This window comes from Mesobacillus persicus (assembly GCF_900109925.1).
Classification (GTDB): Bacteria; Bacillota; Bacilli; order Bacillales; family Cytobacillaceae; genus Mesobacillus_B; species Mesobacillus_B persicus.
In genome coordinates this window covers 18672-44676 of sequence record NZ_FOBW01000013.1, presented here as the reverse complement: position 1 = coordinate 44676, position 26005 = coordinate 18672, and the positions used below count along the sequence as shown (strand labels likewise).

Below are 26005 nucleotides of genomic sequence, written 5' to 3'. Positions count from 1 at the left end.
AGTATCCCTTTAACTTCAATGAGTCCATCCAATAATCCCTTTTAACAGAACGACATAAAAAAGACAGTAAGCAAATAGCCCACTGTCAAATACTGATTCCTGTTTAATTCACTTCCAAATTTTCCTCCACAAGCATCAAAGTCGTTTCCTGAAGCTTGCCATCACGATAGAACTTAACTTTTAACTCCTGGCCAGCATCTTTTTCATTATATAAATGCTTGCGTAAGTCTACGGCATCCTTAATTTGAACTCCATCCATTTCAACAACTACATCATATTCCTTTAATCCTGCTTCTGCTGCTGGTGAGTTTGGAACGATTTCTAATATTGCCACACCAAAATTAATATCCTCAGGTAGTTTCAAAGTAGACTGTTGATAACGTACAGGGATTTCGTTAACGGAACTCAAGCTAACCCCCATATATGGTCGCTTGACTTCTCCATATTGCTCCAAGTCCTCAATAACCGGTACAGCATAGTTAATTGGAATCGCTAAGCCAATTCCTTCAACTGAAGATTGGGCAATTTTCATTGAATTGATCCCAATCACCTGTCCATCAATATTAACTAAAGCTCCACCACTGTTTCCTGGATTAATGGCTGCATCCGTCTGAAGGACCTCCGCCTGCCAATCTGGTACCCCGTCCTGATTAATATCAACTGGTATAGCACGTTCCAGGCCAGAGATAATTCCTTGTGTTACAGACCCGGAGAATGTTAACCCTAGGGGATTTCCAATCGCAATTGCTGGTTCACCGATTTGCAACTGATCGGAGTCACCGAACTCTGCTACTGTTTTTACCTGTTCAGATTCAATCTCTAAGACTGCTAAATCTGTCCATTGGTCTCCGCCTACAAGGGTTGCTGGTACTTTTTTTCCGTCACTAAAGGTTACTTCAAGCTCGGATGCCCCTTCAACCACATGATAATTAGAAACAATATAAGCTTTGTCACCACTTACCTTGTAGATGACGCCAGAGCCCGTACCAGCTTCTTGATTTTGACTGGTTTCAAACCAGAACCCACTTCGTCCAGACTGAATATTTGTAATGCCAACCACTGCTTCGCCTGTTTTTTCAACCGCTTCCGTGATTCCTGTTAAAACATTAACTGACACATTTTTATTTTCATCACTTTCTACTACATGTTCAACGGCATTTTTAGGCGCTACGTCATAAGGAAGCGCTCCAAACTCTGCAAGAGTTGGTACACTAAATATAACAATTAGCCCACCTATTACGGCCCCAGCTAGACTTGAGAAAAGAGAGCCGCCTTTCCCTCGTTTTTGCTGCTGATAGCGAGTTTGTTGGTCTTCATCATAATAGCCCATGATATCCTTCCTTTCACAAAGCGTATGAAGATAAAATTCATTATTTTCCTATAACCATTATAACCTGAGATTACGTTAATTTTAATTTTTAGGTTTCGTCAAATTGCGTAACAAAAAGCCTCATCACAGTGTAACGTGGTTTTTTCATACTAGAATTAAGTTGGTGTTCATTTTACTACCCTTAAGAAAGCTCTCTTAAACTAGCATGATGGTTTCCACTCCAGATACTCTAACCAACGGTGAGCAACATCACCAATGTCCTTTAACATAGCCTAAAAAAAAGGAATGAACGCCATTTCTGACCACATTCCACCAGTTTCTATTCACAGCTGCCAATTCTAAACAGCTGTTAAAGCCGTTGGTTTTTTCGGATCAGTATCGAAGAGTTCAAATTGTTCACCTGTTCGGATCCCTCGTCCCTCAAGTGTCTGAGATACAGACATTTTCGCAAGGTCCTTCATATTATTATCAGCACTAAGATGAGCTAAATAGATCTGTTTGGTTTTATCACCAACGACTTCACTCATGGCGATGGCTGCATCTTCATTTGACACATGCCCATAATCACCTAGAATCCGTCGCTTAATATTCCAGGGATAACGGCCCATTCTTAACATTTGGACATCATGATTGCTCTCAAATACATAAACATCCGCATTTGAGATGATCCCCTTCATCCGGTCACTTACATAACCTGTATCGGTAATAAGAGCTAGCTTTTTCCCTTCATGGTGAAAAACATAAAACATTGGTTCGGCTGCATCATGTGAAACCCCAAATGATTCAATATCTAGAGAACCAAAGCTTTTGACCGTTTCCATATCAAACGTGAACTTCTGTTCAAGTGGTACTTCCCCAATTAACCCATCCATCGCTTTCCATGTCTTTTCATTCGCATAGATTGGTAACTTATATTTACGGGCAACGATCCCTATTCCTTTAATATGATCGCTGTGTTCATGCGTAACTAGTAAACCTGAGAGGTTCTTCATATCACGGCCAACTTGCGTGAATAAAGCGTCCATTTGCTTGCCGCTTAACCCAGCATCCACCAAGAATCTCTGGTCCTCCGTCTCCACATAGATCGCATTTCCCGTACTCCCGCTTGCGAGAACACTAAAATGCAAAGTCATATCTATTTCACTCCGTTATATTATTTTCGTCTTGATTGAACTGAATAACTTGTCCTTCAAATGCATGGACAAATAGATTTTCTTCCCCATTAACAACAACTCTCCAAGTCGGAGCTAATACTTGTGATGCTGCTAATTGTACTAGTGTAGAATATCCTAACTCTACCTTGGTAATCTCGCTCTTCGGCTTTAATAAGCCCTTTTTATAAAGAGTTTCGATTGCCCCCAACTTAGTAAGTATTTCTTGCTCATTTGATAGCTTTTCAATCTCTTCTGAATAGGTCTGTTCATAGGAGACGACTTCATTTTTATCATTTAGATAAAAGGTGAGCTTCCCATTCAAGTTATTATACAACATTTTCCCTTCATAAAGTTGATAAAAAGTGATGGTTCCTTCTAAATCGTCCTTTTTCCAAAATCGGTATTTTTCCCCTGATTGAACGATCCCTTTTACAGCGAGGATTAATTCATCCGGATTGAACTCAGCTCCTATTTTAATAGGCTCTTCTAACTGTCCAATAATCGTCGTTCCATCAATATTATTAGAAATCTTAAGTGCTTGATTTGCCGATAAGTCTGCTTGAGTAAAAACTTTAGGCTTCACGCTAATATATCTCTCTTTTTCTAGTTGTTGTGAAGCCTCATTATTATACTTTATATCATCATTCTTTAGCTTTTCTTCAATAGAGGCTTCTTCAATGACTTCATAATTTGCTTCACTACGCGTATTCATAAATTGAAAAACGAGATAAATATCTAGGAGCAGGAAGCTGATGATAAAGATGGTTTTAATCCGACTCCAATCCATTCATTATCACCCTCTCATTTAGAATCAGCTCAAACCATATCCCATCGTATTGATAAAACCATCCTGGTCTCAAGGTAATAATAGAAGAATCTTGGCTATCTTTTAACATATAATACCCGAGCGATACATCCTCAAGAAGTTCTTTATCTAACTCCTCTTTTGAATTTAACACCTCGATGATTTCGTTCCCTGAAGGCATAGTCACTAATCTCATTTCTGGATTGATTGGTAACTCTAGCTGAAAGCTTGGCCGAACGAATCGTTTAATCTCTGATTGACTCCACTCTTGATAGATTTCAGATAAACCAACCTGATTAAAGATTGGATACCCTTCATCACTGTACATACGGAAGACCACTTGTTGATTAAAATCATCCTTAAACGCATATCGATAATTATCCGTCCAACCACTATGACCATTAATAAACTCGATTCCTTTTTGGATGATATTCTCCGTACCCACAACAGACTCACTTTCTCTAAAAGGATTAACATAAGTGATCATATTGGTATTGTTATTAACCGTCATTTTACTCGCTTCATCTGTGTATTCTTCCCCATCAGTGACAAAACTTCTTTGAACAAAGCTTGGATCCCTAAAGAGGGCCTTCTTTAATTCCTCAGGTTCTATTGGATTCCGATAATAGGTGTAATTTAACATCTCCATCTCTTGCACAGGCAAATAAATCATCGTACCATTGGCCAACTCATGTGAAAAAAAAGGTTTAAAATCTTCAACTCTCTCTTCATATTCCTCAGAAAATTCATTAATGGATGCCAAGCTTACATGGCTTAAATAAGCTTGTTGGTTTTTTGTAGAATAAAAATAAACGGAACCCTCTTTTCCCTCATTTGCTAGTTCATCAATTATAATTCGGTCAAACTCAAATTTAGGTAGATCCTGGTCTTCAAAGTTTAGGACTTTTTTATAAAGCTCTATCGGGACTTCATCTGGAAAAATCAGTTCGGTATAACGTCCCTTAGTAAGTGATTGGTTTATTTCAAAGCTGCGGTTAGAATCATTTATCACATCGTAATATTTCCATTGGCTTATCATCGTAACAATTTTATTAATTTCTGAATCATCATTCGTACCAAGGTGTTTTCCTGCCGTATGAAAGACAATTTGGTCCGGCTGAACAATTTTCTTCACTTCTTGCTTCAATCCCAAAGCTACATTCACTGGTTTTTCATTTTCCATTACTTCATATCTTGGTTGAAAGGTCCAAATATTCCAAGTTAGTACCCCACTAAGAACAATTAAAAAAACTAGCAATCCTGTTTTCACTTTTTCATAATTCATGACCATTCATCCTCTGCCGTTCGATCATAAGGAAGAGTGAAAAAGATGGTTGTTCCCTTTCCTTCCACACTTTCTGCCCAAATGTCTCCTCCATGCGCCTGAACCATTTCCTTCGCAATGGCAAGCCCTAGTCCTGTACCTCCAAGCTTACGTGTTCTTGCTTTATCTACTCGATAAAAGCGGTCAAAGATTTTCTTCACATTGTCTTTTGGGATTCCAACACCTTCATCCGACACACTAACAACGATCTTCGTATCCTCTTCCTTCAGTTTAAAAGTAATGTGGCCACCTTCTGGAGAGTATTTCATAGCGTTTGAAATGATATTATCCAACACTTGTGTTGTTTTATCTTCATCAATCTCAACAAAAATAGAATTACTAGGAATTTCCCTTTCAAAGGTGACATTCTGGTTTTTTGTGAATTCAAACCGATCAATGATTCGGTTAAAATAAATCGAGAAATCAATCCATTCCTTAGAAAGGCGGTAGTCCGTTCGATCCATTTTAGAAAGCTGTAACAAGTCATTGACTAGCCTAATCATTCTCTCTGTTTCTGTCCGAGTCGTTTGTAAGAAGTTCGGCGCAATTTCTTTATCCTGCCATGCCCCATCAGCTAGTGCTTCTAAATAGCTTCGCATGGTTGTTAATGGAGTCCGTAGCTCGTGCGAAACATTTGCAACAAACTCGCGCCGCTCCATTTCAATTTTCTCCTGTTCCGTAATATCATGTAATACCGTAATCAGGCCATTAACAAAACCACTATCCTTTTGGATAACAGAGAAATTAGCCCTTAATATTAAACGTTTATTCTTTGTGCTAAAGTCCAGAATGACTGATTCCTGCTCAAGCAACAAGTCATCAAAGCTATAGTCGTCCTCAACTCCAAGAACCGAAACTATTGAATTTGATAACACTGTTTCACGTGAAACATCAAGCATTTTTGCTGCCGGCTCATTGATTAAAATAATTCTCCCTTTACGATCGGTAGCAATTACCCCGTCAGTCATATTTGAAATGACTGAGCTAAGTTTCCGCTTTTCCCCTTCTGTTGTCGCCGTTGCTTCTTGGAGCTTCTTCGTTAGATCATTAAATGTCATCGCGAGTTGACCAATCTCATCGTTATCGTAAATTTTTACCTTTCTAGAGAAATTCCCTCTAGTCATTACTAACGCTTGTTTTTTCATATCTGCTATCGGTCTAGTAATGGTTCTCGCCAGTAGAATTCCAAGAAGTGCGGTGAAAATTAAAGCAATAGCCGTTCCAGTGAAGAGAATTTTATTAATATCTTTCATTTGGGTAAATATATTTTCAACCTTAGCGACTAAATAAACAGCCCCAATCACCTCTCCCTTTGACCGGATGGGTGTAGACTGGACCCAGACTCTGCTGACTTTACTTCCTGTCTGTGTGTCTAGCTGAATACTCCCCTCATCCCGATCCAGAGCGATTGATCGTTTAATTTTCAGTTCAGGAGTCCTTTGGCCAACTATTCCTTGTTTACTCTGGTCCGATGTACCGATGATTCTGAAGCTTCCCCCATCGATTACCCTTATCTCAGAAATATCCGTGGTTTTATATTCACGTAATACTTGTCTAATTGCCTCTTCCCTAGTAGCATCCTCTTTCCCACGTTCCTTGACCATCTCTTCTTCAATATCAAAAACGAGCATATTGACTCGCTGTTTGAGAGAATTTTGGAAATTGGTCATTAGGGTATCTTCAAGTGTTTTCACAAAGTAAACACCAATAATTTGCATTGCAATCATAATCAGAAGTACATAAATAATGACAAACTTAAGGTGAATAGAGCGAAAGAAACCAACCTTTTTCATTTACTCTATTACTCCTGTTCAGAGTTTCTTAAATAATAGCCGACTCCCCTACGAGTGACAATCCATGTAGGGTGACTCGGGTTATCTTCAATTTTTTCCCGAAGACGTCTAACTGTAACATCTACCGTTCTTACATCACCATAGTAGTCATATCCCCAAACCGTCTGAAGTAAATGCTCTCTAGTCATGACTTGTCCAATATGTTTCGCTAGGTAATGAAGCAACTCAAATTCACGATGAGTCAGTTCAATCGTTGCGCCTCGCTTTGACACCACATAAGCATCAGGATGGATTGTTAACGAACCAACTGATATTTCATTGGACTCTTCTTCTTCTTCAACCCGTGATGCATTATTCTGATGCCGACGTAAATTGGCCTTTACACGGGCAATTAATTCTCTTGTACTAAATGGCTTTGTTACGTAATCATCCGCTCCTAATTCTAAACCAAGCACCTTGTCAATTTCAGAATCTTTAGCAGTCAACATAATAATCGGCATATCATATTTCTTCCGTATTTCCCGGCATACTTCCATGCCATCTTTTAAAGGAAGCATGATATCTAATAAGATAATGTCAGGTTGAATTTCATCTACCATTTCAACCGCAGTGTTTCCATCATAGGCACAGTGGACTTCATAGCCCTCTTTTTTTAAGTTAAACTGTAATATATCCGCAATCGGCTTTTCATCATCAACAACGAGAATTTTTTTCTCCATAATCAATCTCCTTTTCGTCCGTAAAATGTTCTAGTTTTAATCATTCTACCTAATCTTTCAAAAAGGTTCTATTTAACCTATTTTACTGTATTAGAAGGAAAAACAAAATTATTCTGTTATCTACCTTTGATATCTTCTTTGGGAATGTAAACATTTCTAAGAACAATCAGCCTAAAAAATCTAAGCAATTGCTAGAACATAATCAATCCTTAAAATGAAAAAGCCTCTAGTGATATCTAGAGACTTTTCCTATATGATATTATCTAAAATGCGGATCTTGGATCAATATGTTGTCCATTCCTTAATACTTCGATATGAAGATGGACACCCGTAGAGTCACCGGTTGATCCCATCACACCAATTTTCGATCCTCTAGGTACTGTTTGTCCAGGACTTACCGAAATGGAAGCAAGATGTGCATAAACTGTGCGATAGCCATTTTGATGATCAATCACTACCTTGTTTCCATATCCACCATTATCATAACCAGCCGACACGACTACACCATTGTCTACTGCTTTAATGGTAGGTTCACTCGGCCTAGCTATATCCATGCCTTTATGCATTCTTCCCCAACGATATCCCATATTGCTTGAAACATAACCTCCGTTAGTTGGCCAAACGAAGCTACCTGTTCCACGGGACGGCACAACTTTAGTACCTTTGATGATGATTTCTTTAACAGGCTCTTCAATGACCTCTGTTGCTAATGTTTCCTGTTCAACAATAACTCCATTTTCTTCAGTTACAGAATAGGTTACACCTTTTAGTCCTTGTTTACCTTCTTGCTTAACTTTAGTATCCCCTTTAAACATTGTGTCATCAGAGATCACTTCTCTATCGAATGGGACTACTTCTGTTCGATAACCTTGTTTGTCGACTTGAACTACAGCCAATGGCTTCTGATATGTAACATTTAACTCCATATCAGGCTTTAGGACTGTGTTCTCATTGAAACCAGGATTTAATGACATAAGCTGGTCCAACTGTAAGTCATGAGAGTCTGCTATCGTTCCAAGAACATCCCCGGGTTGGACTTTATACTTCTTCTCTTCTAACGTTCCCTTTTTGAAGAGTTTAACTGCTTCTTCAATAGATAAAATATCTTCTGGATTAATTTCTACTTCAGTTATTGAAACTTCTTCTGATAAATTAACGTCTACTATAATAGAAGTTTGATCTTCTGTTACTTGTGGTATAGATTGATTAGAATCATCTTGTCTGGCATCTACTTCAGCAAGCTGATCTTCCGTTACATAATCTAGCTTTAGCTCCTTAAGCACATTCGCTGCGGATTCTTCATCCGGAACATAAGCAACTTCATTACCATCAATAACTAGGGCGTAAGCATTTGCCACAAGATTAACTTTTGTATCAAGGATATCTAGTATTCTGTCAAGGTCTGCTTGATAGCTAGATTGAAAAGCTTGTTCCGGGATATAGGAGAAATCCTCTCCTAATTCTAATTCAACACCTTGATACTGATCTTCCATTGACTCAACCTTCTGTTCAAGGAACAATTCTACTTCTGCAATATCCTTTACTTTTCCAATATACTCATTTTGTATGTATAGATGGTAGAAAGTCGTTAACTGTGAATTTGCAGCTGCTATTAAATGACCCGTTCCAAATGTAAGCGCAGAAACGGTCAATACTGATACGATTGATTTATTAATTGCCGGCTTAAGTTTAGTAGTAAAACCAGACAAAATATTTCTCATCTTTCTCATGTTATCCTCCTGCAGGTACAAAAAAAAACAACTAAGACTAGTACCAATAGAATCATAATTTTTTAGATTAACCTTCTATAGGTTACCACATTTGGTTTTAAAAAGATTAGTTGAATTTATAATGTAACAAAAATGTATAATAACTGACATTTTACTACATTATTTGTAAATCAATTGGTAATCTTTTTGTGAAAGACTCTGGGTCTTATTACCCTCTTATTGTCGAAAAAACCAGTAATATAAAGGAATCGCATATATTACGATCTGCTGTAACCTCCTCTCTCTATCCATATCCACCATTTATATAATGAGAATAATTATATTATGCTGTTTGTTACAGTTTTGTAATATAAGGTCATTTAAAAATAAGGCTCTGTTAGACAAGTATGTTGATTTCCGCTCCAGGCGCTTGCTTTCCGCGGGGCGTGCGGTGAGCCTCCTCGTCGCTGCACTCCTGCGGGGTCTCACCTGTCCCGCTGCTCCCGCAGGAGTCAAGCGCCTTCCTCTTCAATCAACGGTTAGCAAAAACAGCATTACTCTTTATAAAAAATAAAAAAAGGAACGTGTAATGTATACACGCTCCCTTTTTTGATGGCTCAGGACGGAATCGAACCGCCGACACATGGATTTTCAGTCCATTGCTCTACCGACTGAGCTACTGAGCCATAAATAGTATTTAGTTTCGCTTAATCCTTGTTTTAAGTCCTACGTCCCAGCCTTAAGTGTTATGTTCATGCAGCGATTGGCTGGTACGCTGGTGTATTTCAAAGTAGCTTATTCGGTTGTGCACGACCGACTCAACTACTGAGTGTTCTAAACAGTCTTACCCATGCGTTTTATGTAAATTATGTATAATGACCCCTACGGGATTCGAACCCGTGTTACCGCCGTGAAAGGGCGGTGTCTTAACCGCTTGACCAAGGGGCCATGATGAAAAATTATACTAGTGTGAAGAAATGGTGAGCCATGAAGGACTCGAACCTTCGACCCTCTGATTAAAAGTCAGATGCTCTACCAACTGAGCTAATGGCTCTTGCTATGTTAGGTACTACATGGTGCTCTGTAAAAGTCTTACTAGGTAGCGCATCTGCGCTGCTCGAAACACCTTACGGTCTTCCTCGCAAGTTTCCTAGATGCTTTTCAATGAAGTTAGAAACTTGCTCTACCAACTGAGCTAATGGCTCTTGCTATGTTAGGTACTACATTTACAAGTTTCGACAAATTTCTCACCGCTCACAAACGACTTTTTTATATTATCATAGGGAAAAACGTTTGTATATCTTTTTTTGAGTTATTTCTAAAAAATTTATATCATTAAGGTTTTAATATCTGTTGTACTATTTTCTTGAAACATAACTTTTGCAATCTTACCCTAATATTTTTTGTTCCTAGCAGTTTCATGGTGCATATATTCCGGCTTCCCACCCAATTTGAATAAAACAAAAACTCCCTCATAAAAGGGAGTTTTTAGTTAGTTACTTATTAATTCTGTCTCCATGGGCTACGAACGATATTGGTTTGGTTTCGATCTGGGCCGACAGAGAAGATTGATAATGGAATCCCAGTCAATTGAGATACTCTTTCAATATAATGCCTTGCATTCACCGGTAACTCATCTAAAGTTTTACAAGAAGTGATATCTTCTTTCCAACCTGGTAGTTCCTCATAAACAGGTTCACATTCCGCTAAAACCTTTAGGCTAGCTGGAAATTCATCTATAACTTTTCCTTTATGCTGATACGCAACACAAATCTTTAAAGTCTCAATTCCTGTTAGAACATCAATTGAATTGAGCGACAGATCTGTGAGGCCACTTACACGACGTGCATGTCGAACGACTACGCTATCAAACCAGCCGACACGGCGTGCCCTTCCTGTTGTCGTACCATATTCGCGACCTACTTCACGAATTTGATGCCCAATCTCATTATCTAGTTCTGTTGGAAATGGCCCATCCCCTACTCTAGTTGTATAAGCTTTGCACACGCCGACTACATGAGTGATTTTAGATGGCCCAACGCCAGAACCAATCGTCACTCCTCCAGCCACTGGATTTGAAGAAGTAACAAAAGGATAAGTACCCTGATCAATATCAAGCATCACTCCCTGAGCTCCTTCAAATAGAACGCGGCGCCCGTCATCTAAAGCGTCATTTAAAACAACTGATGTATCACAAACAAGTGGAGCAATTTGTTGACCGTATTCATAATATTCATTAAGAATATCTTCAATCTTAAATCCATCTGTTTCATACATGCGCTCAAATAAACGATTTTTATCTTCAAGGTTACGAGTTAGCTTCTCCTCAAATACTTCACGGTCAAGAAGGTCAGCGATCCTTATGCCAACACGTGCTGCCTTATCCATATAAGCGGGACCAATCCCCTTTTTCGTCGTTCCTATTTTATTATCGCCTTTTCTTGCCTCTTCCACTTCATCTTGTTTCAAGTGGTAAGGTAAGATGACATGCGCACGATTACTAATTCTTAAATTATCTGTCGCAACACCTTTGTCGTGGAGGTAAGCTAGTTCTTGTACCAACGCTTTCGGATCAACGACCATCCCGTTCCCAATCACACAGATTTTATCTTGATAGAAAATTCCTGATGGAATGAGGTGAAGCTTATAGGTCTCACCGTTAAATTTAATCGTATGGCCCGCATTATTGCCACCTTGATAACGAGCAACGACTTCAGCATTCTCAGATAAAAAATCGGTGATTTTTCCTTTTCCTTCGTCTCCCCATTGCGTTCCGACTACAACAACTGATGACATACAGAAAGCACCTCCAAATGTTCTATGTAAAAAGTTAATTTTTCTAATCAAACAAGATAATTTTATCAGTTTTACCTAAATAGTGTCAATAAAACACGAACAATAAATATATAAATTTATATTACGTTCGTAAAAATGCACACACTTAACCTTTTCAAGATTATTATGCCTAAAAAGGCGACTGTGGTAAACATGTCAATTAATTTCCACTTAATCAACCGGTTGTTGTTTAACAGAGCTAAAGAAAAGAAAAAAAGATTAACCTATAGTAGGCTAATCTTTTAAGCTCCTGGAGGAATGGCCGACGAATCATACCGTGTCTCCAAATTAACGAATTTATTATATTCTTTAACAAAAGCTAATTGAACAGTCCCTACTGGGCCATTACGTTGCTTCGCGATAATAATTTCTATAATGTCCTTGTTTTCTGATTCCTTGTCATAATAGTCATCACGATATAGGAAGGCAACAATATCGGCATCCTGCTCGATACTTCCTGATTCACGAATATCTGACATCATTGGGCGCTTATCTTGACGTTGTTCCACACCACGGGATAGCTGAGACAAAGCAATAACCGGGACCTGTAGCTCTCTGGCTAGGGCCTTTAGGGAACGTGAAATTTCCGAAACCTCTTGTTGTCGGTTCTCTCCAGACCGTCCATCCCCTAGAATAAGCTGTAGATAGTCAATTAGAATCATCCCTAATCCATGCTCCTGTTTCAAGCGACGGCATTTTGAGCGAAGTTCACCGATTTTAACCCCTGGAGTATCATCTATGAAAATACCAGAATTAGATAGGCTTCCCATTGCCATCGTTAACTTACCCCAGTCTTCATCTGTTAAGGAACCTGTTCTTAAATTTTGAGCATTGATATTGCCCTCGGCACAAAGCATACGCATCACTAGCTGCTCAGCACCCATCTCGAGACTGAAAATAGCCACATTCTCTTGAGCTTTAGTGGCAACATTTTGAGCAATGTTAAGAGCAAATGCTGTTTTACCTACAGAAGGACGTGCTCCTACGATGATTAAATCATTCCGCTGGAATCCTGCTGTCATTCTATCAAGCTCTGCAAATCCTGTTGGAATACCTGTTACATCACCAACACGATTAGCGATTGTCTCGATGTTGTCGTATGTGCGCACTAGTACATCTTTTATATTATGAAAGGCCCCAGCATTCTTTCGCTGTGCAACCTCTAGTATACTTTTTTCAGCCTCACTAAGAAGTGACTCTACTTCATCTTCTCTAGAGTAGCCATCAGAAGCAATTGTTGTGGCCGTTCGAATTAATCTTCTTAACAAAGACTTCTCTTCAACAATTTTCGCATAATATTCAATATTGGCTGCAGTTGGTACCGACGCGGCTAGTTCACTCAAATAACTAACTCCACCTGTATCTTCAAGGAGCTTGGCCGCAGCCAGTTCCTCTGTAACGGTTACAAGGTCAACTGCTTTCCCTTTATCGTTAAGGTTCAAAATGACATTATAAATCTGCTGATGTGCTGCCCGATAAAAGTCATCAGGAATTAGGAGCTCAGAAGCAACGGTTAAAGACGAAGGCTCTAGGAAAATAGCACCTAACACGGCCTGTTCCGCTTCAATATTTTGCGGCGGCATTCGATCAGCTAATAATTCATTCATCTAAAAACCTCCTATTTAGAGGATATATAACTATCATCCACTTATACTATTTAAAATAGCAATATAAAGAAAAAAAGTGATCAGTATAAAAACTAACCACATGCTGTACATAGAAAGGACAGAAAGGTTGACTACGTTTCTGCCGATTCTTTTATTTTACCACGTTTTTTTTGTAAAGGAACTGCCAAATTTAACTGCCTTCTTTTACATGAACATTTAATGTGGCTGTTACTTCGGAATGAAGCTTGACTGGAACCTTTGTAACACCAAGAGCTCGAATCGCATCATCCATTTCAATTTTACGTTTATCAATTTTAATCTTATGCTTCTTTTGTAGTTGTTCAGCGATTTGCTTGCTTGTAATCGACCCAAATAATCGGCCGCCTTCTCCTGATTTAGCTAAGAGTTCAACCGTAAGCTTTTCAAGCTTTTCTTTTAAATCCTTCGCTTGTTGTAGCTCTTCCTCTGCCTGCTTCTCTTCTTTTTTCTTTTGAGCATTCAATGAACTCATCGCTGCTGATGTGGCTTCTGCAGCAAGCCCTTGTTTAATCAGGAAGTTATGAGCATAACCGTCTGAAACATTTTTGACTTCACCTTTTTTACCTTTACCTTTAACATCTTTTAGGAAAATGACCTTCATTCTTTCGTTCCCCCTTCTAAATAGTTAACAATGGCTTCTTGCAACATGAATTCAGCTTCGCTAAGTGTAACATTCGTAAGCTGAGTAGCCGCATTTGTCAGATGACCACCGCCATTTAAATTTTCCATTATAACCTGGACGTTTACTTCACCAAGCGACCTTGCGCTAATACCTACCAGCGTGTCTGACCTTAGCGAAATAACGAAGGATGCACTGACACCATCCATGGTTAAAAGTGTATCTGCTGCCTGAGCAATAATGACTTGATTGCTTATATCTTCATCATCTGCTTTCGCAATAACAATGCCCTCGCGGAAGAAATACACATTTTCAATAATTCTAGCACGCTTGATATACGTCTCGATATCTTCTTTAAGAAACTTTTGTACCAGAACCGTATCTGCACCATGGCTCCGTAAATACGAGGCAGCATCAAACGTACGAGATCCGGTTCTAAGTGTGAAACTTTTTGTATCAACAATAATCCCTGCAAGTAGAGCTGTCGCCTCAAGCATTTGGATTTTACCACTTTTGGGCTGGTATTCAAGTAACTCTGTGACTAACTCAGCTGTCGAGGAGGCATATGGTTCCATATAAACAAGCAATGGATTCTTAACAAACTCTTCTCCTCTTCGGTGATGGTCAATAACGACGCGATTTTCAATTCGATTCAATACACGTTCATCGATAACAAGTGATGGCTTATGAGTATCGACAATAACGAGGAGTGTATCATCTGAGGCAATTTCAAAAGCCTGTTCTGGACTGATAAACCGAGAAGATAGCTCTTCCTTCTTGCCTATTTCCTCCATCATTCGCTGAACACTAACATCAATTTCCTGTTTATTGACGACTATAAATCCTTCACGTTGATTCATCTGAGCAACCTTTAGAATCCCAATGGCAGAACCAATCGCATCCATATCAGGGTACTTATGCCCCATCACCAATACCTTATCGCTTTCCCCAATTAAATCTCTCAAGGCATGTGAAATGACCCTTGCCCTTACGCGTGTACGTTTTTCTACTGGATTAGTCTTTCCGCCATAGAACTTCACTTTACCATTCGTAAGTTTAATAGCTACCTGATCACCGCCGCGACCTAATGCTAAATCAAGGCTAGACTGGGCTTGTTCTCCGAGTTCCGGCAAAGAAGAAAAGCCCGTTCCCACCCCAATACTAACCGTAAGCGGAACATTCTGCTTCAAGGCCGTTTCCCTTACCTCATCAAGGATGGAAAACTTTCCTTTTTCTAATAACTGTAGGATATGTTCATTAAAGACACCGATAAATCTCTCAGAAGAGACCCTTTTAAGGAACACACCGTTATTTGTTGCCCATTTATTTAATAGTGACGTAACGAGATTGTTCAAACTACTCCTTGTCTGATCATCCATCCCCTGAGTTAGTTCATCATAGTTATCAAGATAAATATAGGAGATAACTGTTCTTTCATCATAATAGAGCTTTTCAATTTCCGTTTGCTCTGTTACATCAAAAAAGTAAAGTAATCGTTCCTCTGACTTGTGAACTACCCTGAATTTCCGATCATACATAGAGATAATCTCAGTCTCAACTTCCTGCTTTATAAGCGGGACCACCACATCTGCTACATCATAAAGTGATCGTCCAACAAGGCTATCTTCATTGAAACAAGAGGCGATAAATGGATTTGTCCATTCAATGAGATAATCATCATTAATTAACATTATTCCTATCGGCATCTCCATTAAAGCCTCTTCGCCGACCTTCTTCACACGATAAGAAAGTGTTGAAATATACTCTTCGGTTTCTTTCCTTACTTGATAAAAGATATTAAAGAGAAAGAAAATGCAGAGCCCTGTTAGGAAATAACCAATCGCTCCAATAATCCAATTATAATAAGATAAAATTCCAAGAAGAACAAGGAGCACAGCTATTAACCCATATAAAGGATATCTCATTTGCCGCCTTTCTAAATATGAAGGCATGTACTCAGCTCCTATAGCAGTGATTTCTACTTATTTTTTCTCACCCATTCGCTTTCTTAAATCGAAACCTAAGTCAATTATACCTAATATCCTAACAATATAAAGAATAAAAGGAATTAGGACTGCAAGGATAATCGAAACAACCAAGATTGCCTTAGAGTACCCTTTTGGATGAGAATAATAAGCAATAAAAGTAAAACCTTGAACCAACATAAGGAATTGCAACACAAAGAGAAGATTCGTTATTGCCCAATGCCAATAACTCCCTACCTCTGGTTGCACGAACATAGAGGCTATTAGTGAAAGAAGGTAATACCATAACAAACTTTTCGGTAAAGACATTTCTCTAAATGGCATCCATTGTTGGACCTTAACCCCAAACCTCCTTAAGACAGGGAAACACAATAGTTGAATAAGGAAAACAATCATAAATGATGCCATGACAAACATACTAGGCATTAACGTTTCCATCAAGGTTACGGTTGATTCAAATTGTTCGACAACCGACTCATCCACGGTTTGGCCCATATTTTCAAGCATGCCTACTGAAGTATTGATGGATTCTTTAAAAGTAACTAGAAACTCTTCAATCATATTCATGTTAAATAAAGCAACAGCTATTGCATATTGAATGATTGTGTTTGCTAGAAACACCAAAGACCCTGCGACAAAGATAGCCAATCTGCTCTTTCCCTTGCCAATCATCAAGCCAATTACTACCCCGGTCACGCCATACGTAAGGGCAATTGGAATGGCAAGGAATGTCCCTACGATAAGAGATAGGATAAGAGCAGCAATTGTAAAAACAGATGCACTCTTCCAATCATGTTTTGCTGAAAACATCATAAATGGCAAGGCTAAAAAGAAATTCACCACTAACCCTAAGCCTGGTATATAAAGTGTCATCAACAATAATACAGTGAAAATGGCCAAGAGAATGGCCCCTTCGGTCAACTTATATGTACTTTTATTTTTCAAATTGTCACCTCAAGAAAAGTTCTACGTAACAACTATTTTAGCTAGTCATCACGTGAGTTTCAACTAAATGACATATAATCTGAAAACAAGAGGCAGCGGGAATCCCCCGCTGCCTCTTGTTTTCGAACATTATTCGCCTGATACGTATGGCAGTAATGCCATTGTACGTGCACGTTTGATTGCAACTGTCAATTTACGCTGATATTTCGCGCTTGTACCAGTTACACGACGTGGTAAAATTTTACCGCGTTCTGAGATGAATTTTTTCAGAAGATCAACTTCTTTATAATCAATGTGCGTAATTCCGTTAGCTGTGAAATAACAAACCTTACGGCGTTTTGCACGTCCGCCTCTGCGTCCTCCCATTGCCATGAGTTTTCCCTCCTTTTTTTATCATTTTATTTAAACCTTAACGATCTTAAGATTAGAATGGTAGGTCATCATCTGAAATGTCAATCTGACCGCCACCTGCAAATGGATCTTCATCTAATCTAGTATTTCGTTGAGGTTGAGGTTGGCGTTGATTCTGATTTCCAAACGGGTTATCTTGTCCACCATTCGGACGAGGAGTATAACCTTCTCCTCTATCAGCGTTTTGGTTTTGACCTTTTGGTTCAAGGAACTGGACACTTTCCGCCATTACTTCAGTGACGTAAACACGTTTGCCGTCTTGTCCTTCGTAACTACGAGTTTGGACACGTCCGTCAACACCTGCAAGACTCCCCTTTTTAAGAAAGTTCGCAACGTTTTCAGCAGGACGACGCCAAACAACACAATTAATAAAGTCCGCTTCCCTCTCACCTTGCTGGTTCGTAAATGCCCGATTAACAGCTAGAGTAAAAGAAGCAACTGCTACTCCGTTCGGTGTATACCGAAGTTCCGGATCCTTTGTCAAACGGCCGACAAGAATTACACGATTCATCATCAGTAATCAACCCCTTTCTTTTCAGTAAGTTCCACGTGGAACAATTATACCTGAAAATTTATATAAAAATTATTTTTCGTCTTTAATTACAATGTGGCGAATGATATCTTCGCTGATCTTTGCTAGACGAGTGAATTCATCAACCGCAGTTGGACCTGCATTCACTTGAAGGATTTGATAGTATCCGTCGCGGAAATCGTTGATTTCATACGCAAGACGACGCTTACCCCAATCCTTTGCCTCAGCAATCTCCGCACCATTATCAGTTAAGATGCCGTTAAAACGTTCAGTTAACGCTTTTTTCGCTTCATCTTCAATATTTGGGCGGATGATGTACATGATTTCGTACTTTCTCATCACTTTCACCTCCTTTTGGACTAACGGCCCACTCAATTGGGCAAGGAGCAATTATACATTACTCACAATGAAAGATTATAGCATATAGATAGATCAAAAGCAACTAAGCTTGAGGGTGAATCTTGTTTGTTCTATTTACTTTACTTTCTTTCAATTAAATACTAACATACGTTCGTACTCTTGTCCATTTTTAGAATGCTCTGTAAACCTGTATGTTGGTTTCCGCTCCAGGCACTCGCTTTCCGCGGGCGTGCCGGGGAGCCTCCTCGGCGCTTATTGCGCCTGTGGGGTCTCCCCTGCCCCGTCATCCCGCAGGACACTGCATAACATCCTCGAATATGCCCACGCACGAGAAAATGTGCAGTTCATTTTCGAGGAGTCGAGTGCCTTCCGCTCCAACCAACATATAGCGAATTAAACAATTTTCCTCCTAAATTAGTTCTTAGAAAGAAATCTAGCAAATAAAAACCCATAGCTTTTCTAAGCTACGGGCTACTCTATTCTTTATACGTTAAAACGGAAATGGATGATATCTCCGTCTTTTACTATATAATCTTTTCCTTCAAGTCTTACTTTACCTGCTTCACGGGCGGCGGTCATTGAACCTGTGGCAATTAAGTCATCATAAAAGACAGTTTCCGCACGAATAAAGCCTCTTTCAAAGTCAGAATGAATGACTCCAGCGCATTGTGGAGCTTTCATTCCTTGACGGAAAGTCCAGGCACGAACTTCTTGAACACCTGCCGTAAAGTAAGTAGCAAGGCCAAGTAGGTTATATGCAGCACGAATCAACTGATCAAGGCCTGACTCTGCAATTCCTAGTTCAGAAAGGAACATTTCCTTTTCTTCCCCTTCAAGCTCGGCAATTTCCTCTTCAATTTTTGCACAAATCACAATGACCTCGGCATTGTCTTTAGCTGCAAATTCACGAACTTTTTGAACATACTCGTTGCCTGATGGGTCGGCAACATCATCTTCATCAACATTTGCTACATATAGCATTGGCTTTGTTGTTAGCAAGTGAAGACCTTTAACTACTTTTGCTTCCTCTTCAGTCAATTCAACTGTACGGGCAGCTTGTTCGTTTTCAAGTGCTTCTTTTATTTTAGTAAGAACCGGGAATTCAACAAGTGCTTCTTTATCTTTTTGTTTCGCAAGTTTTTCCACTCGGCTAATTCGCTTATCGACTGATTCTAGATCCGCTAGGATAAGCTCTAAATTAATGACTTCAATATCTGATATTGGATCGACATTGCCTGATACATGGGTAATATTTTCATCCGCAAAGCAACGGACCACCTGACAAATCGCATCCACTTCACGAATATGAGCAAGGAACTTATTCCCTAGCCCCTCACCTTTACTTGCACCTTTTACAATACCTGCAATATCGGTAAATTCAAATGCAGTTGGTACGGTTTTCTTCGGTTGAACCAATTCTGTTAATTTTGTTAAACGATGATCTGGAACTTCAACAATTCCGACATTCGGATCAATTGTACAAAATGGGTAGTTTGCTGATTCTGCACCAGCCTGTGTAATTGCATTAAACAAGGTCGATTTCCCTACGTTCGGAAGCCCGACAATACCTGCTGTTAAGGCCATCCCTGTCACTCCTAATCAATATCTATTATTTTGCAGATTAATGGACTGTAATCAATTTGCCTCTCACAATTATAGAGAGTAAGGAAAAAAAAGACAAGCTGTCAGTAGAATGTATCCTAATCATGTAGTCTTTTAAAAGTCTACCGATGGAATACATTTTACCGACAGCTTTAGATAGTAACCTTTTCAATATTTACTAGACAGTCATACAATGTACTTCCCTGTCGATTATCTGATTCTAAATCAGAGGTGAGCTGGTTGACTGAACCGCCAAACTTCCCCCATATGCCCTCATCAATATTAATGGTTCCTGGATGTGCCTTTTTCAAAAGCGAAACCCTTCCGGTAATTTTACCACGGTCGTTCCATACGACAGCCTGATCACCGTCAGTTAGACTTCTAGCTTCAGCAATATCTTCAGCAATCTCAACCTTCACCTCAGGCTCATTCCCTAATAGATGATAATGTTGAGAGTGGTTTGACCGGAGAGGATGAATCGTCAGTAAAGAAAATGGATACTTTTCTGCTAGATTAGGGTTCGTCCATTTTGACTCATTTGGAAGTGTAAGAGTGATTTTCCCGTCAAAACCAGCCTTTACAGCAGAGGTAGAGGTGAATTCATATTTTCCACTTGGTGTTTTAAACTTCCTATCACTCCACGGAATAGAATCTACCGGCAATTCTGCAAACTTGGTTTCTCGTAGAGATTCAATTGTAATGTCCTCTTTGTTTAAGGAAGAAAGACCAAGATTTAGATATTCTTCTCTAGTAAACGCAAAATCCTCTCCAAAGCCAAGGCGATTTGCCAACTGCGACCAAATCCACTCATCCGTCCTAGCCTCCCCTGGAGGCTCTACTAGTTTCGGCCCATGATTGACGTAATGATGATACATTGAGGAATAATAAACATCTTCTGTCTCAAATGCCGCTGTAACAGGTAACACATAATCTGCCATTTCCGCTGTATCCGTCATATATTGGTCAACTACAACAAGTGTCTCTAGTGAAGAAAATGCTCGTTTTGCTTTATTCGTATCAGGAAGTTGTGTAAGTGGATTCCCACACGTGACAATGGCCATTTTCACTTCAGGTTCTGTCGCCGTTAAGATCCCTTCTGCTTGCTTCATCATCGTAAAATTTCTACTTTCTTTTTTACGATTAGGTAAAGTAATTGCTTCTGTATGAAAACTTTGACCTACTTGTTTGCTGGCATAGTTAGCACCACCACCAGCAATACCGATATTTCCACTCATGGCAACAAGCGCATCGATTAACCGAATCGTATTGCCACCGTTCGCATAGCGCTGCATTCCTAAACCGAACATCGTCGCAACAGGACGCTGAGCGTACACTTTAGCTAAGTGTGTAATGGTATCGATTGGAACTTCTGTAACAGAACTTATATACTCTAGTGAAACACTATCAAGCAAGACTTGTAGGTCTTGGTATCCAACTGAATGCATTTCGATAAACTCTTTGTCTTCCAAGCCCATCCTTGTCATTTCCTTCATAACCCCTGCAGCTAGGAGGCCATCAAGTCCAGGTTTAATTGAAATATATTGATCAGCAATTTTAGCAGTCGCGTTATATATCGGGTCAATTACAAACAATCTTGCCCCGGACTTTTTAGCTTTCTGCAATTGCTCATATAAATGCATATTCGTCCTTGCGACATTGCGGCCCCAAATAACGATGTTTTTACTATTTAAAAGATCACCCGGTGCATGGCTGTAAGCATCACCAAAGTCCCAATTTTGCGCTTCAATGCCCGCACCCCAGCAAAGTGAACCGGTTAATTCAGTTACGCCGCCATAACAATTAAAAAAACGACTGTCTAGGTTTGTTAAGAGGCCGCCATTGGCATAATCATGGCTATGCAAGACGGAAGTTGTCCCAAAGTTTTCTTTATACTCTTTTAGTTTTAAGGCAATTTCATCGAGAGCTTGTTCCCAAGAAACTCTAATAAAATCTCCATCTATCTTTTTTAATGGGTAAAGCAAACGTTCACCCGAATTCACTCGCTTTTCAAGCATCCGTCCTCGTCCACAAATCTTCCCCTTTGTGATGGGATGATCTGGATCCCCTTCAACCTTTGTCACTTTCCCATCTATAACCGTTACTTTAAACCCGCAGCTATCCCAACAATTTAACGGGCATGCTGCATGAAATACTTTTTCCAATCACTCTCATCCCCATTGTTTTGTCTTTTTATGTGGCTCTTTCTCATACCTTGTTGCGTTAAAATCAGCTTTAGGTTTTTAACAACAATCTATAACGAAAAAGCCTTTTATCTATCTTAATCGATGGTCGAAAAAAAATAAGCAGGATTAATCTTCCTGCCTCTCAAGGATTTTTTTCATTTTCCGGGTAAAATCCTTTCTTGGAATCAATACACTATGGTCACAGCCTTCACACTTAATGCGAATATCCATCCCTAGGCGAATAATTCTCCAGCGGTTGGTCCCACATGGATGAGGCTTTTTCATCTCCACAACATCGTTCAGTTGAAATTCTTTTTGTTCCACCACTCTTACCTCCCACTAACAACAAGGTCTCATACCGGTCTTCTAATGTCTTTAGTTAATTTTAGCTTTAGTTTATCAATTTTTATCTCAATTCAAAAGAAATTAACACGTATACTTATAGCAATTTTATAAAATGCAAAGCTAATTAGCAAAAATGAGCTATGTGATTGTTCTTTTTTTTCTTAGATGTATAGATTAATGGAATTTTCCGTATACTGATATTATGAAATAAAGGGAGTGGAGCCAATGAATCTGAATTTTTTTGATAGAAAAGGTAGCGACTTTAAAATCGACCATGAGGATCAAGAAGCTGCTGGTAAACTTGCTAAAAGCATTCTTTCCCACATGCCAACGATTACTAGCCGCCCCATTGTGATTGTCTGTATTGGAACAGACCGATCTACTGGTGATTCATTAGGCCCCCTAATCGGAACTTTCCTTGAAGAAAAGAAGGTTTCTTCCTTTCATGTCTATGGTACATTGGAACAGCCCATTCATGCTGTTAATCTTGAGGAAAAGTTAAAGGAAATAAAAGATAAACACTTTAATCCATTCATTATTGGAATCGATGCCTGTTTAGGGCGAATGAAGAGTGTTGGATTCATCCAAGTTGGCTCTGGACCCGTTAAACCTGGAGCAGGCGTAAATAAAGAGCTCCCTGAAGTTGGGGATATCCATATCACCGGAATCGTAAATGTAAGTGGATTTATGGAGTTTTTTGTCCTCCAAAATACAAGATTGAATCTTGTATTAAATATGGCAAAAACCATCGCAAATGGTCTCCATGAAACAAGCACCCGTTTCCCTACAAAGCAAACATGGACAGATCTCAAGTGGGATTTGGACCAAGAACAAACCAACTAAAAGAGGAAGGCTTACTGGAGCCTTCCTTTTTTTCGTTATAGGGTGCTAATTTGCTCGAATTAAGGATTGAACTTGGAACCATCGACCATTCATGAAGCTCATTTTAAGCGAATCTTACTCTTTCTTGTCTCATGAGCCTTCAAGAAGCACATTTTACTCGAAACTTATTCTTGTCGGGTTTCATGAACCTTTTATGAATCCCGTTATCCCTTTTCCGGTCTAATGAACTGCTTGAAGCCCGCTGAACCTAATAAGTCCCCATCTATGTTCACACGAAATAGTGATTAATTAATAAAAGATTGATATCCATAAATAACGGATACAATTATTGCTGTTACAAGAATACCAGGTAATAGATTTGCTACCTTGATTTTTGTGACACCAGCTAAGTTTAAGCCAATAGCAAAAATCATCACGCCGCCCGAGGCTGTAACTTCAACAATAAAGCTATCCATCAACTCAGTTGGAATAAAACGATCGATTTGTGTAGCAAACGTAGCGATGGCCCCTTGGTAAAGCATCACTGGAATAGCGGAAAAAATAACGCCCACCCCTAAGGTTGTTGTTAAAATTAATGCGGTAAAACCATCAATAATTGCTTTCGTATATAGTACATCATGATCACCCCGGATCCCGCTATCAAGAGCACCGATAATAGCCATTGCACCAATAACAAAAATGAGGGTCGCGGTAACAAAGCCTTGGGAGATGCTACCTTCTCCTGAGGAGGTACCCATTTTCTTTTCAAGCCAGTGACCTACTGAGTTTAATTTATCATCCAGGTTAAAATACTCACCAATTACAGCACCAGCTACAAGGCTAATGATTACAATTAGGAAATTTTCACTCTTAAATCCCATTTGTAAACCTAATACAATAACAGAAAGGCTAATTCCGTACATGACTGTTGTTTTCATACCCTCTGGAATCCGATGCAACAATTTCCCTAGAAGAACCCCTATCACAATCAACAGTCCATTTACAATTGTCCCCAATAAAAACATATTCCTCACCTAATTACCCTTTAATTTCAAACCAATAGACTTAAAATAGCATGAAATTGAAATGATTCCCACTCATTTTGTTCAGACTAGTTAAATCTAGGGTTCACATCCTGTCCCTTTACGAAAACAGAGCATAAAAAAATAAGCTATCTACACGATAGCTTACGAATCATTTCTTCCGATTAACTCAAGGATTCGATCAAGGTCATCCTTTGAAAAGAAATCAATTTCAATTTTGCCTTTATTTTTAGATTGCTTAATCGTGACAGTTGTTCCGAAACGTTCCCGAAGTTGGGTTTCCTGATTACGAATGAAAACATCTTTTTCTGGCTTTTTCTTCGTTTCACGTGGAACCGCATCGTTTAACTGCTGAATCAAAAGTTCAAGTTGCCGAACGTTTAATCCTTCTTTTACTATCTTTTCTGCAACTGCTTGAAGCCGTTCCTTTTGCCGTAATCCTAGCAGTGCCCTGCCATGTCCCATCGAGATTTTCCCATCTGAAATAAGCGCCTGTATTTTCGGCGGCAAGCTTAGTAATCGAATATGATTGGCAAGATGCGGTCTGCTTTTACCAAGACGCTTAGCTAGTTCTTCTTGTGTCAAGCCGAGCTTTTCAATCAATGTCTGATATGCAGCGCCTTCTTCAATCGGGTTTAAATCTTCACGCTGTAGGTTTTCGAGGACCGCAAGCTCCATCATCTGCTGTTCATTGAATTCTCTTACAACAGCAGGTACCGTTTCTAGTCCTGCTGCCTTAGCCGCACGATATCGACGTTCTCCAACAACAATCTCAAATCCTTTTATACTCTTCCTAACAATTAGTGGCTGCAAGATCCCGTGTTCTAGGATGGAATTCTTTAATTCATCAATCGCCTCTTGTTGGAAGATTTTACGTGGCTGGTAAGGATTGGGCCGAAGTTCCTGGACACTTATTTCTTTCACAGTCTCTTCTTTTCCAACTTCCATACTAAAAAAGGCATTTAATCCTTTCCCTAAACCTTTAGCCATGGGCAAGCACTTCCTTTGCAAGATCTAGATAAACCTCAGCACCTCGTGATTTTGGATCATAAATAATGATTGGCTCTCCATGACTTGGGGCCTCACTGAGTCGAACATTGCGTGGGATAATGGTTTTATAAACCTTGTCCTGAAAATACTTCTTCACTTCTTCAATGACTTGAATACCGAGATTCGTCCGGGCATCCAACATCGTTAGGAGTACTCCTTCTATTTTCAAATGCTGATTTAAATGCTTTTGAACTAAGCGGACTGTATTCAGCAGTTGACTTAATCCCTCTAATGCATAATACTCACACTGAACTGGGATTAGCACAGCATCTGAAGCAGTAAGGGAGTTAAGTGTCAGTAATCCTAGTGAAGGTGGGCAATCAATCAGAATAAAGTCAAACTCGTCTTTAACCTCTTCAAGGGCCCTCTTTAATCTAACTTCCCGGGAAATAGTTGGCACTAACTCAATTTCTGCGCCTGCTAATTGAATTGTCGCAGGAATTGCGAATAAATTTTCCACTGCTGTTGGCAAAATGACTGATTTGGCTGCAACATCATCAACGAGAACATCATAAATACACTGGTTCACATCTGCCTTTTCAATCCCAACACCACTTGTGGCATTACCTTGTGGGTCGATATCCACTAATAAAACCTTTTTTCCTATATATGCTAAGCAGGCACCCAAGTTCACTGAGGTGGTTGTCTTTCCAACCCCGCCCTTCTGGTTAGCAATTGCAATGATTTTGCCCACATTGTCACCTACCTTCGAACCGATAACTTCTGTTTAGAAATGAGAAAGAATTTATAAAATCAAAGCTACTATCTATTAAAATTAATCATGTATTTTATT

General features: G+C 39.3%; 22 protein-coding genes and 3 tRNA genes. 1 reads left to right on the top strand and 24 read right to left on the bottom strand.

Going from position 1 to position 26005, the window contains the following annotated elements:
• Nucleotides 1-103 precede the first annotated feature (103 nt).
• The 21 genes from BMX30_RS16825 to BMX30_RS16725 form a co-directional block, all read right to left on the bottom strand.
• Nucleotides 104-1330, bottom strand: a complete 1227-nt coding sequence (locus tag BMX30_RS16825; protein ID WP_090748406.1) for a S1C family serine protease — start codon at nt 1328-1330, stop codon at nt 104-106.
• A gap of 338 nt (nt 1331-1668) precedes the next feature.
• Entirely contained in the window at nt 1669-2463 is a 795-nt protein-coding gene (locus tag BMX30_RS16820; protein ID WP_090748403.1) for an MBL fold metallo-hydrolase, read from the bottom strand.
• A gap of 7 nt (nt 2464-2470) precedes the next feature.
• The gene (locus BMX30_RS16815; protein WP_090748399.1) at nt 2471-3271 is read right to left on the bottom strand and encodes a two-component system regulatory protein YycI; all 801 of its coding nucleotides are present in this window, start codon (nt 3269-3271) and stop codon (nt 2471-2473) included.
• On the bottom strand, nt 3252-4574 hold the full coding sequence (locus tag BMX30_RS16810) for a YycH family regulatory protein (RefSeq protein ID WP_170843919.1): 1323 nt from the start codon (nt 4572-4574) through the stop codon (nt 3252-3254). The genes BMX30_RS16815 and BMX30_RS16810 overlap by 20 nt, the downstream gene beginning before the upstream one ends.
• A complete protein-coding gene (gene walK, locus BMX30_RS16805; RefSeq protein WP_090748392.1) occupies nt 4571-6406 on the bottom strand; it encodes a cell wall metabolism sensor histidine kinase WalK in 1836 nt (611 codons plus the stop codon). The genes BMX30_RS16810 and walK overlap by 4 nt, the downstream gene beginning before the upstream one ends.
• 8 nt (nt 6407-6414) lie before the next feature.
• Nucleotides 6415-7125 carry a response regulator YycF gene (yycF, locus tag BMX30_RS16800; protein ID WP_090748388.1) on the bottom strand — a complete coding sequence of 237 codons (711 nt, stop codon included), beginning with the start codon at nt 7123-7125 and terminating at the stop codon, nt 6415-6417.
• Nucleotides 7126-7388: 263 nt separating this feature from the next.
• Entirely contained in the window at nt 7389-8855 is a 1467-nt protein-coding gene (locus BMX30_RS16795; protein ID WP_090748385.1) for a peptidoglycan DD-metalloendopeptidase family protein, read from the bottom strand.
• 592 nt (nt 8856-9447) lie between these two features.
• Nucleotides 9448-9520: transfer RNA gene (locus BMX30_RS16790), tRNA-Phe, on the bottom strand.
• Between the two features lie 190 nt (nt 9521-9710).
• Nucleotides 9711-9782 (bottom strand) — tRNA-Glu (locus BMX30_RS16785).
• Between the two features lie 30 nt (nt 9783-9812).
• Nucleotides 9813-9888 (bottom strand) — tRNA-Lys (locus BMX30_RS16780).
• Between the two features lie 449 nt (nt 9889-10337).
• The gene (locus BMX30_RS16775) at nt 10338-11630 is read right to left on the bottom strand and encodes an adenylosuccinate synthase (RefSeq protein ID WP_090748382.1); all 1293 of its coding nucleotides are present in this window, start codon (nt 11628-11630) and stop codon (nt 10338-10340) included.
• A 281-nt stretch (nt 11631-11911) separates the two neighbouring features.
• Nucleotides 11912-13276, bottom strand: coding sequence for a replicative DNA helicase (gene dnaB / locus BMX30_RS16770; protein ID WP_090748379.1), 1365 nt, complete (start codon nt 13274-13276; stop codon nt 11912-11914).
• Nucleotides 13277-13466: 190 nt separating this feature from the next.
• Nucleotides 13467-13916, bottom strand: a complete 450-nt coding sequence (gene rplI / locus BMX30_RS16765; protein WP_090748376.1) for a 50S ribosomal protein L9 — start codon at nt 13914-13916, stop codon at nt 13467-13469.
• Nucleotides 13913-15886 carry a DHH family phosphoesterase gene (locus BMX30_RS16760; protein ID WP_090748374.1) on the bottom strand — a complete coding sequence of 658 codons (1974 nt, stop codon included), beginning with the start codon at nt 15884-15886 and terminating at the stop codon, nt 13913-13915. The genes rplI and BMX30_RS16760 overlap by 4 nt, the downstream gene beginning before the upstream one ends.
• A gap of 30 nt (nt 15887-15916) precedes the next feature.
• On the bottom strand, nt 15917-16864 hold the full coding sequence (locus BMX30_RS16755) for a YybS family protein (RefSeq protein ID WP_244532636.1): 948 nt from the start codon (nt 16862-16864) through the stop codon (nt 15917-15919).
• 129 nt (nt 16865-16993) lie between these two features.
• Nucleotides 16994-17230, bottom strand: a complete 237-nt coding sequence (gene rpsR, locus BMX30_RS16750) for a 30S ribosomal protein S18 (protein WP_090748619.1) — start codon at nt 17228-17230, stop codon at nt 16994-16996.
• 58 nt (nt 17231-17288) lie between these two features.
• Nucleotides 17289-17789, bottom strand: coding sequence for a single-stranded DNA-binding protein (ssb, locus tag BMX30_RS16745; RefSeq protein WP_090748371.1), 501 nt, complete (start codon nt 17787-17789; stop codon nt 17289-17291).
• A 69-nt stretch (nt 17790-17858) separates the two neighbouring features.
• Nucleotides 17859-18146 (bottom strand): 30S ribosomal protein S6, encoded by a 288-nt coding sequence (rpsF, locus tag BMX30_RS16740; RefSeq protein ID WP_090748367.1) that lies wholly within the window; start codon nt 18144-18146, stop codon nt 17859-17861.
• 504 nt (nt 18147-18650) lie between these two features.
• Complete coding sequence (ychF, locus tag BMX30_RS16735) at nt 18651-19751, bottom strand: redox-regulated ATPase YchF (protein ID WP_090748364.1); 1101 nt, start codon at nt 19749-19751, stop codon at nt 18651-18653.
• A gap of 170 nt (nt 19752-19921) precedes the next feature.
• Entirely contained in the window at nt 19922-21931 is a 2010-nt protein-coding gene (locus BMX30_RS16730) for a molybdopterin-dependent oxidoreductase (protein WP_090748361.1), read from the bottom strand.
• A gap of 147 nt (nt 21932-22078) precedes the next feature.
• Entirely contained in the window at nt 22079-22276 is a 198-nt protein-coding gene (locus tag BMX30_RS16725) for a DUF951 domain-containing protein (RefSeq protein ID WP_090748358.1), read from the bottom strand.
• Between the two features lie 246 nt (nt 22277-22522).
• On the opposite strand from BMX30_RS16725, the gene yyaC reads away from it, so the two are divergent.
• Nucleotides 22523-23140: a spore protease YyaC gene (gene yyaC, locus BMX30_RS16720; protein ID WP_090748355.1), complete on the top strand. Its 618-nt coding sequence runs from the start codon at nt 22523-22525 to the stop codon at nt 23138-23140.
• Between the two features lie 284 nt (nt 23141-23424).
• Here yyaC and BMX30_RS16715 read toward each other — a convergent pair whose 3' ends face one another.
• From BMX30_RS16715 to BMX30_RS16705, 3 genes are all read right to left on the bottom strand, one after another.
• Nucleotides 23425-24144 carry a DUF554 domain-containing protein gene (locus BMX30_RS16715; RefSeq protein WP_090748352.1) on the bottom strand — a complete coding sequence of 240 codons (720 nt, stop codon included), beginning with the start codon at nt 24142-24144 and terminating at the stop codon, nt 23425-23427.
• Nucleotides 24145-24306: 162 nt separating this feature from the next.
• Nucleotides 24307-25152: a ParB/RepB/Spo0J family partition protein gene (locus BMX30_RS16710; protein ID WP_090748349.1), complete on the bottom strand. Its 846-nt coding sequence runs from the start codon at nt 25150-25152 to the stop codon at nt 24307-24309.
• Nucleotides 25145-25906, bottom strand: coding sequence for a ParA family protein (locus tag BMX30_RS16705; RefSeq protein ID WP_090748346.1), 762 nt, complete (start codon nt 25904-25906; stop codon nt 25145-25147). Before BMX30_RS16705 ends, BMX30_RS16710 begins: the two co-directional genes overlap by 8 nt.
• Nucleotides 25907-26005 lie beyond the last annotated feature (99 nt).

Coding starts and splice junctions, on each gene's coding strand:
- rplI (WP_090748376.1), bottom strand. CDS start 13,916: ATGAAGGTCATTTTCCTAAAAGATGTTAAAGGTAAAGGTAAAAAAGGT.
- ssb (WP_090748371.1), bottom strand. CDS start 17,789: ATGATGAATCGTGTAATTCTTGTCGGCCGTTTGACAAAGGATCCGGAA.
- BMX30_RS16775 (WP_090748382.1), bottom strand. CDS start 11,630: ATGTCATCAGTTGTTGTAGTCGGAACGCAATGGGGAGACGAAGGAAAA.
- walK (WP_090748392.1), bottom strand. CDS start 6,406: ATGAAAAAGGTTGGTTTCTTTCGCTCTATTCACCTTAAGTTTGTCATT.
- BMX30_RS16810 (WP_170843919.1), bottom strand. CDS start 4,574: ATGAATTATGAAAAAGTGAAAACAGGATTGCTAGTTTTTTTAATTGTT.
- yyaC (WP_090748355.1), top strand. CDS start 22,523: ATGAATCTGAATTTTTTTGATAGAAAAGGTAGCGACTTTAAAATCGAC.
- ychF (WP_090748364.1), bottom strand. CDS start 19,751: ATGGCCTTAACAGCAGGTATTGTCGGGCTTCCGAACGTAGGGAAATCG.
- BMX30_RS16710 (WP_090748349.1), bottom strand. CDS start 25,152: ATGGCTAAAGGTTTAGGGAAAGGATTAAATGCCTTTTTTAGTATGGAA.
- BMX30_RS16795 (WP_090748385.1), bottom strand. CDS start 8,855: ATGAGAAAGATGAGAAATATTTTGTCTGGTTTTACTACTAAACTTAAG.
- BMX30_RS16820 (WP_090748403.1), bottom strand. CDS start 2,463: ATGACTTTGCATTTTAGTGTTCTCGCAAGCGGGAGTACGGGAAATGCG.
- BMX30_RS16815 (WP_090748399.1), bottom strand. CDS start 3,271: ATGGATTGGAGTCGGATTAAAACCATCTTTATCATCAGCTTCCTGCTC.
- BMX30_RS16760 (WP_090748374.1), bottom strand. CDS start 15,886: ATGCCTTCATATTTAGAAAGGCGGCAAATGAGATATCCTTTATATGGG.
- rpsF (WP_090748367.1), bottom strand. CDS start 18,146: ATGAGAAAGTACGAAATCATGTACATCATCCGCCCAAATATTGAAGAT.
- BMX30_RS16715 (WP_090748352.1), bottom strand. CDS start 24,144: ATGTTTTTATTGGGGACAATTGTAAATGGACTGTTGATTGTGATAGGG.
- yycF (WP_090748388.1), bottom strand. CDS start 7,125: ATGGAGAAAAAAATTCTCGTTGTTGATGATGAAAAGCCGATTGCGGAT.
- rpsR (WP_090748619.1), bottom strand. CDS start 17,230: ATGGGAGGACGCAGAGGCGGACGTGCAAAACGCCGTAAGGTTTGTTAT.
- BMX30_RS16825 (WP_090748406.1), bottom strand. CDS start 1,330: ATGGGCTATTATGATGAAGACCAACAAACTCGCTATCAGCAGCAAAAA.
- dnaB (WP_090748379.1), bottom strand. CDS start 13,276: ATGAATGAATTATTAGCTGATCGAATGCCGCCGCAAAATATTGAAGCG.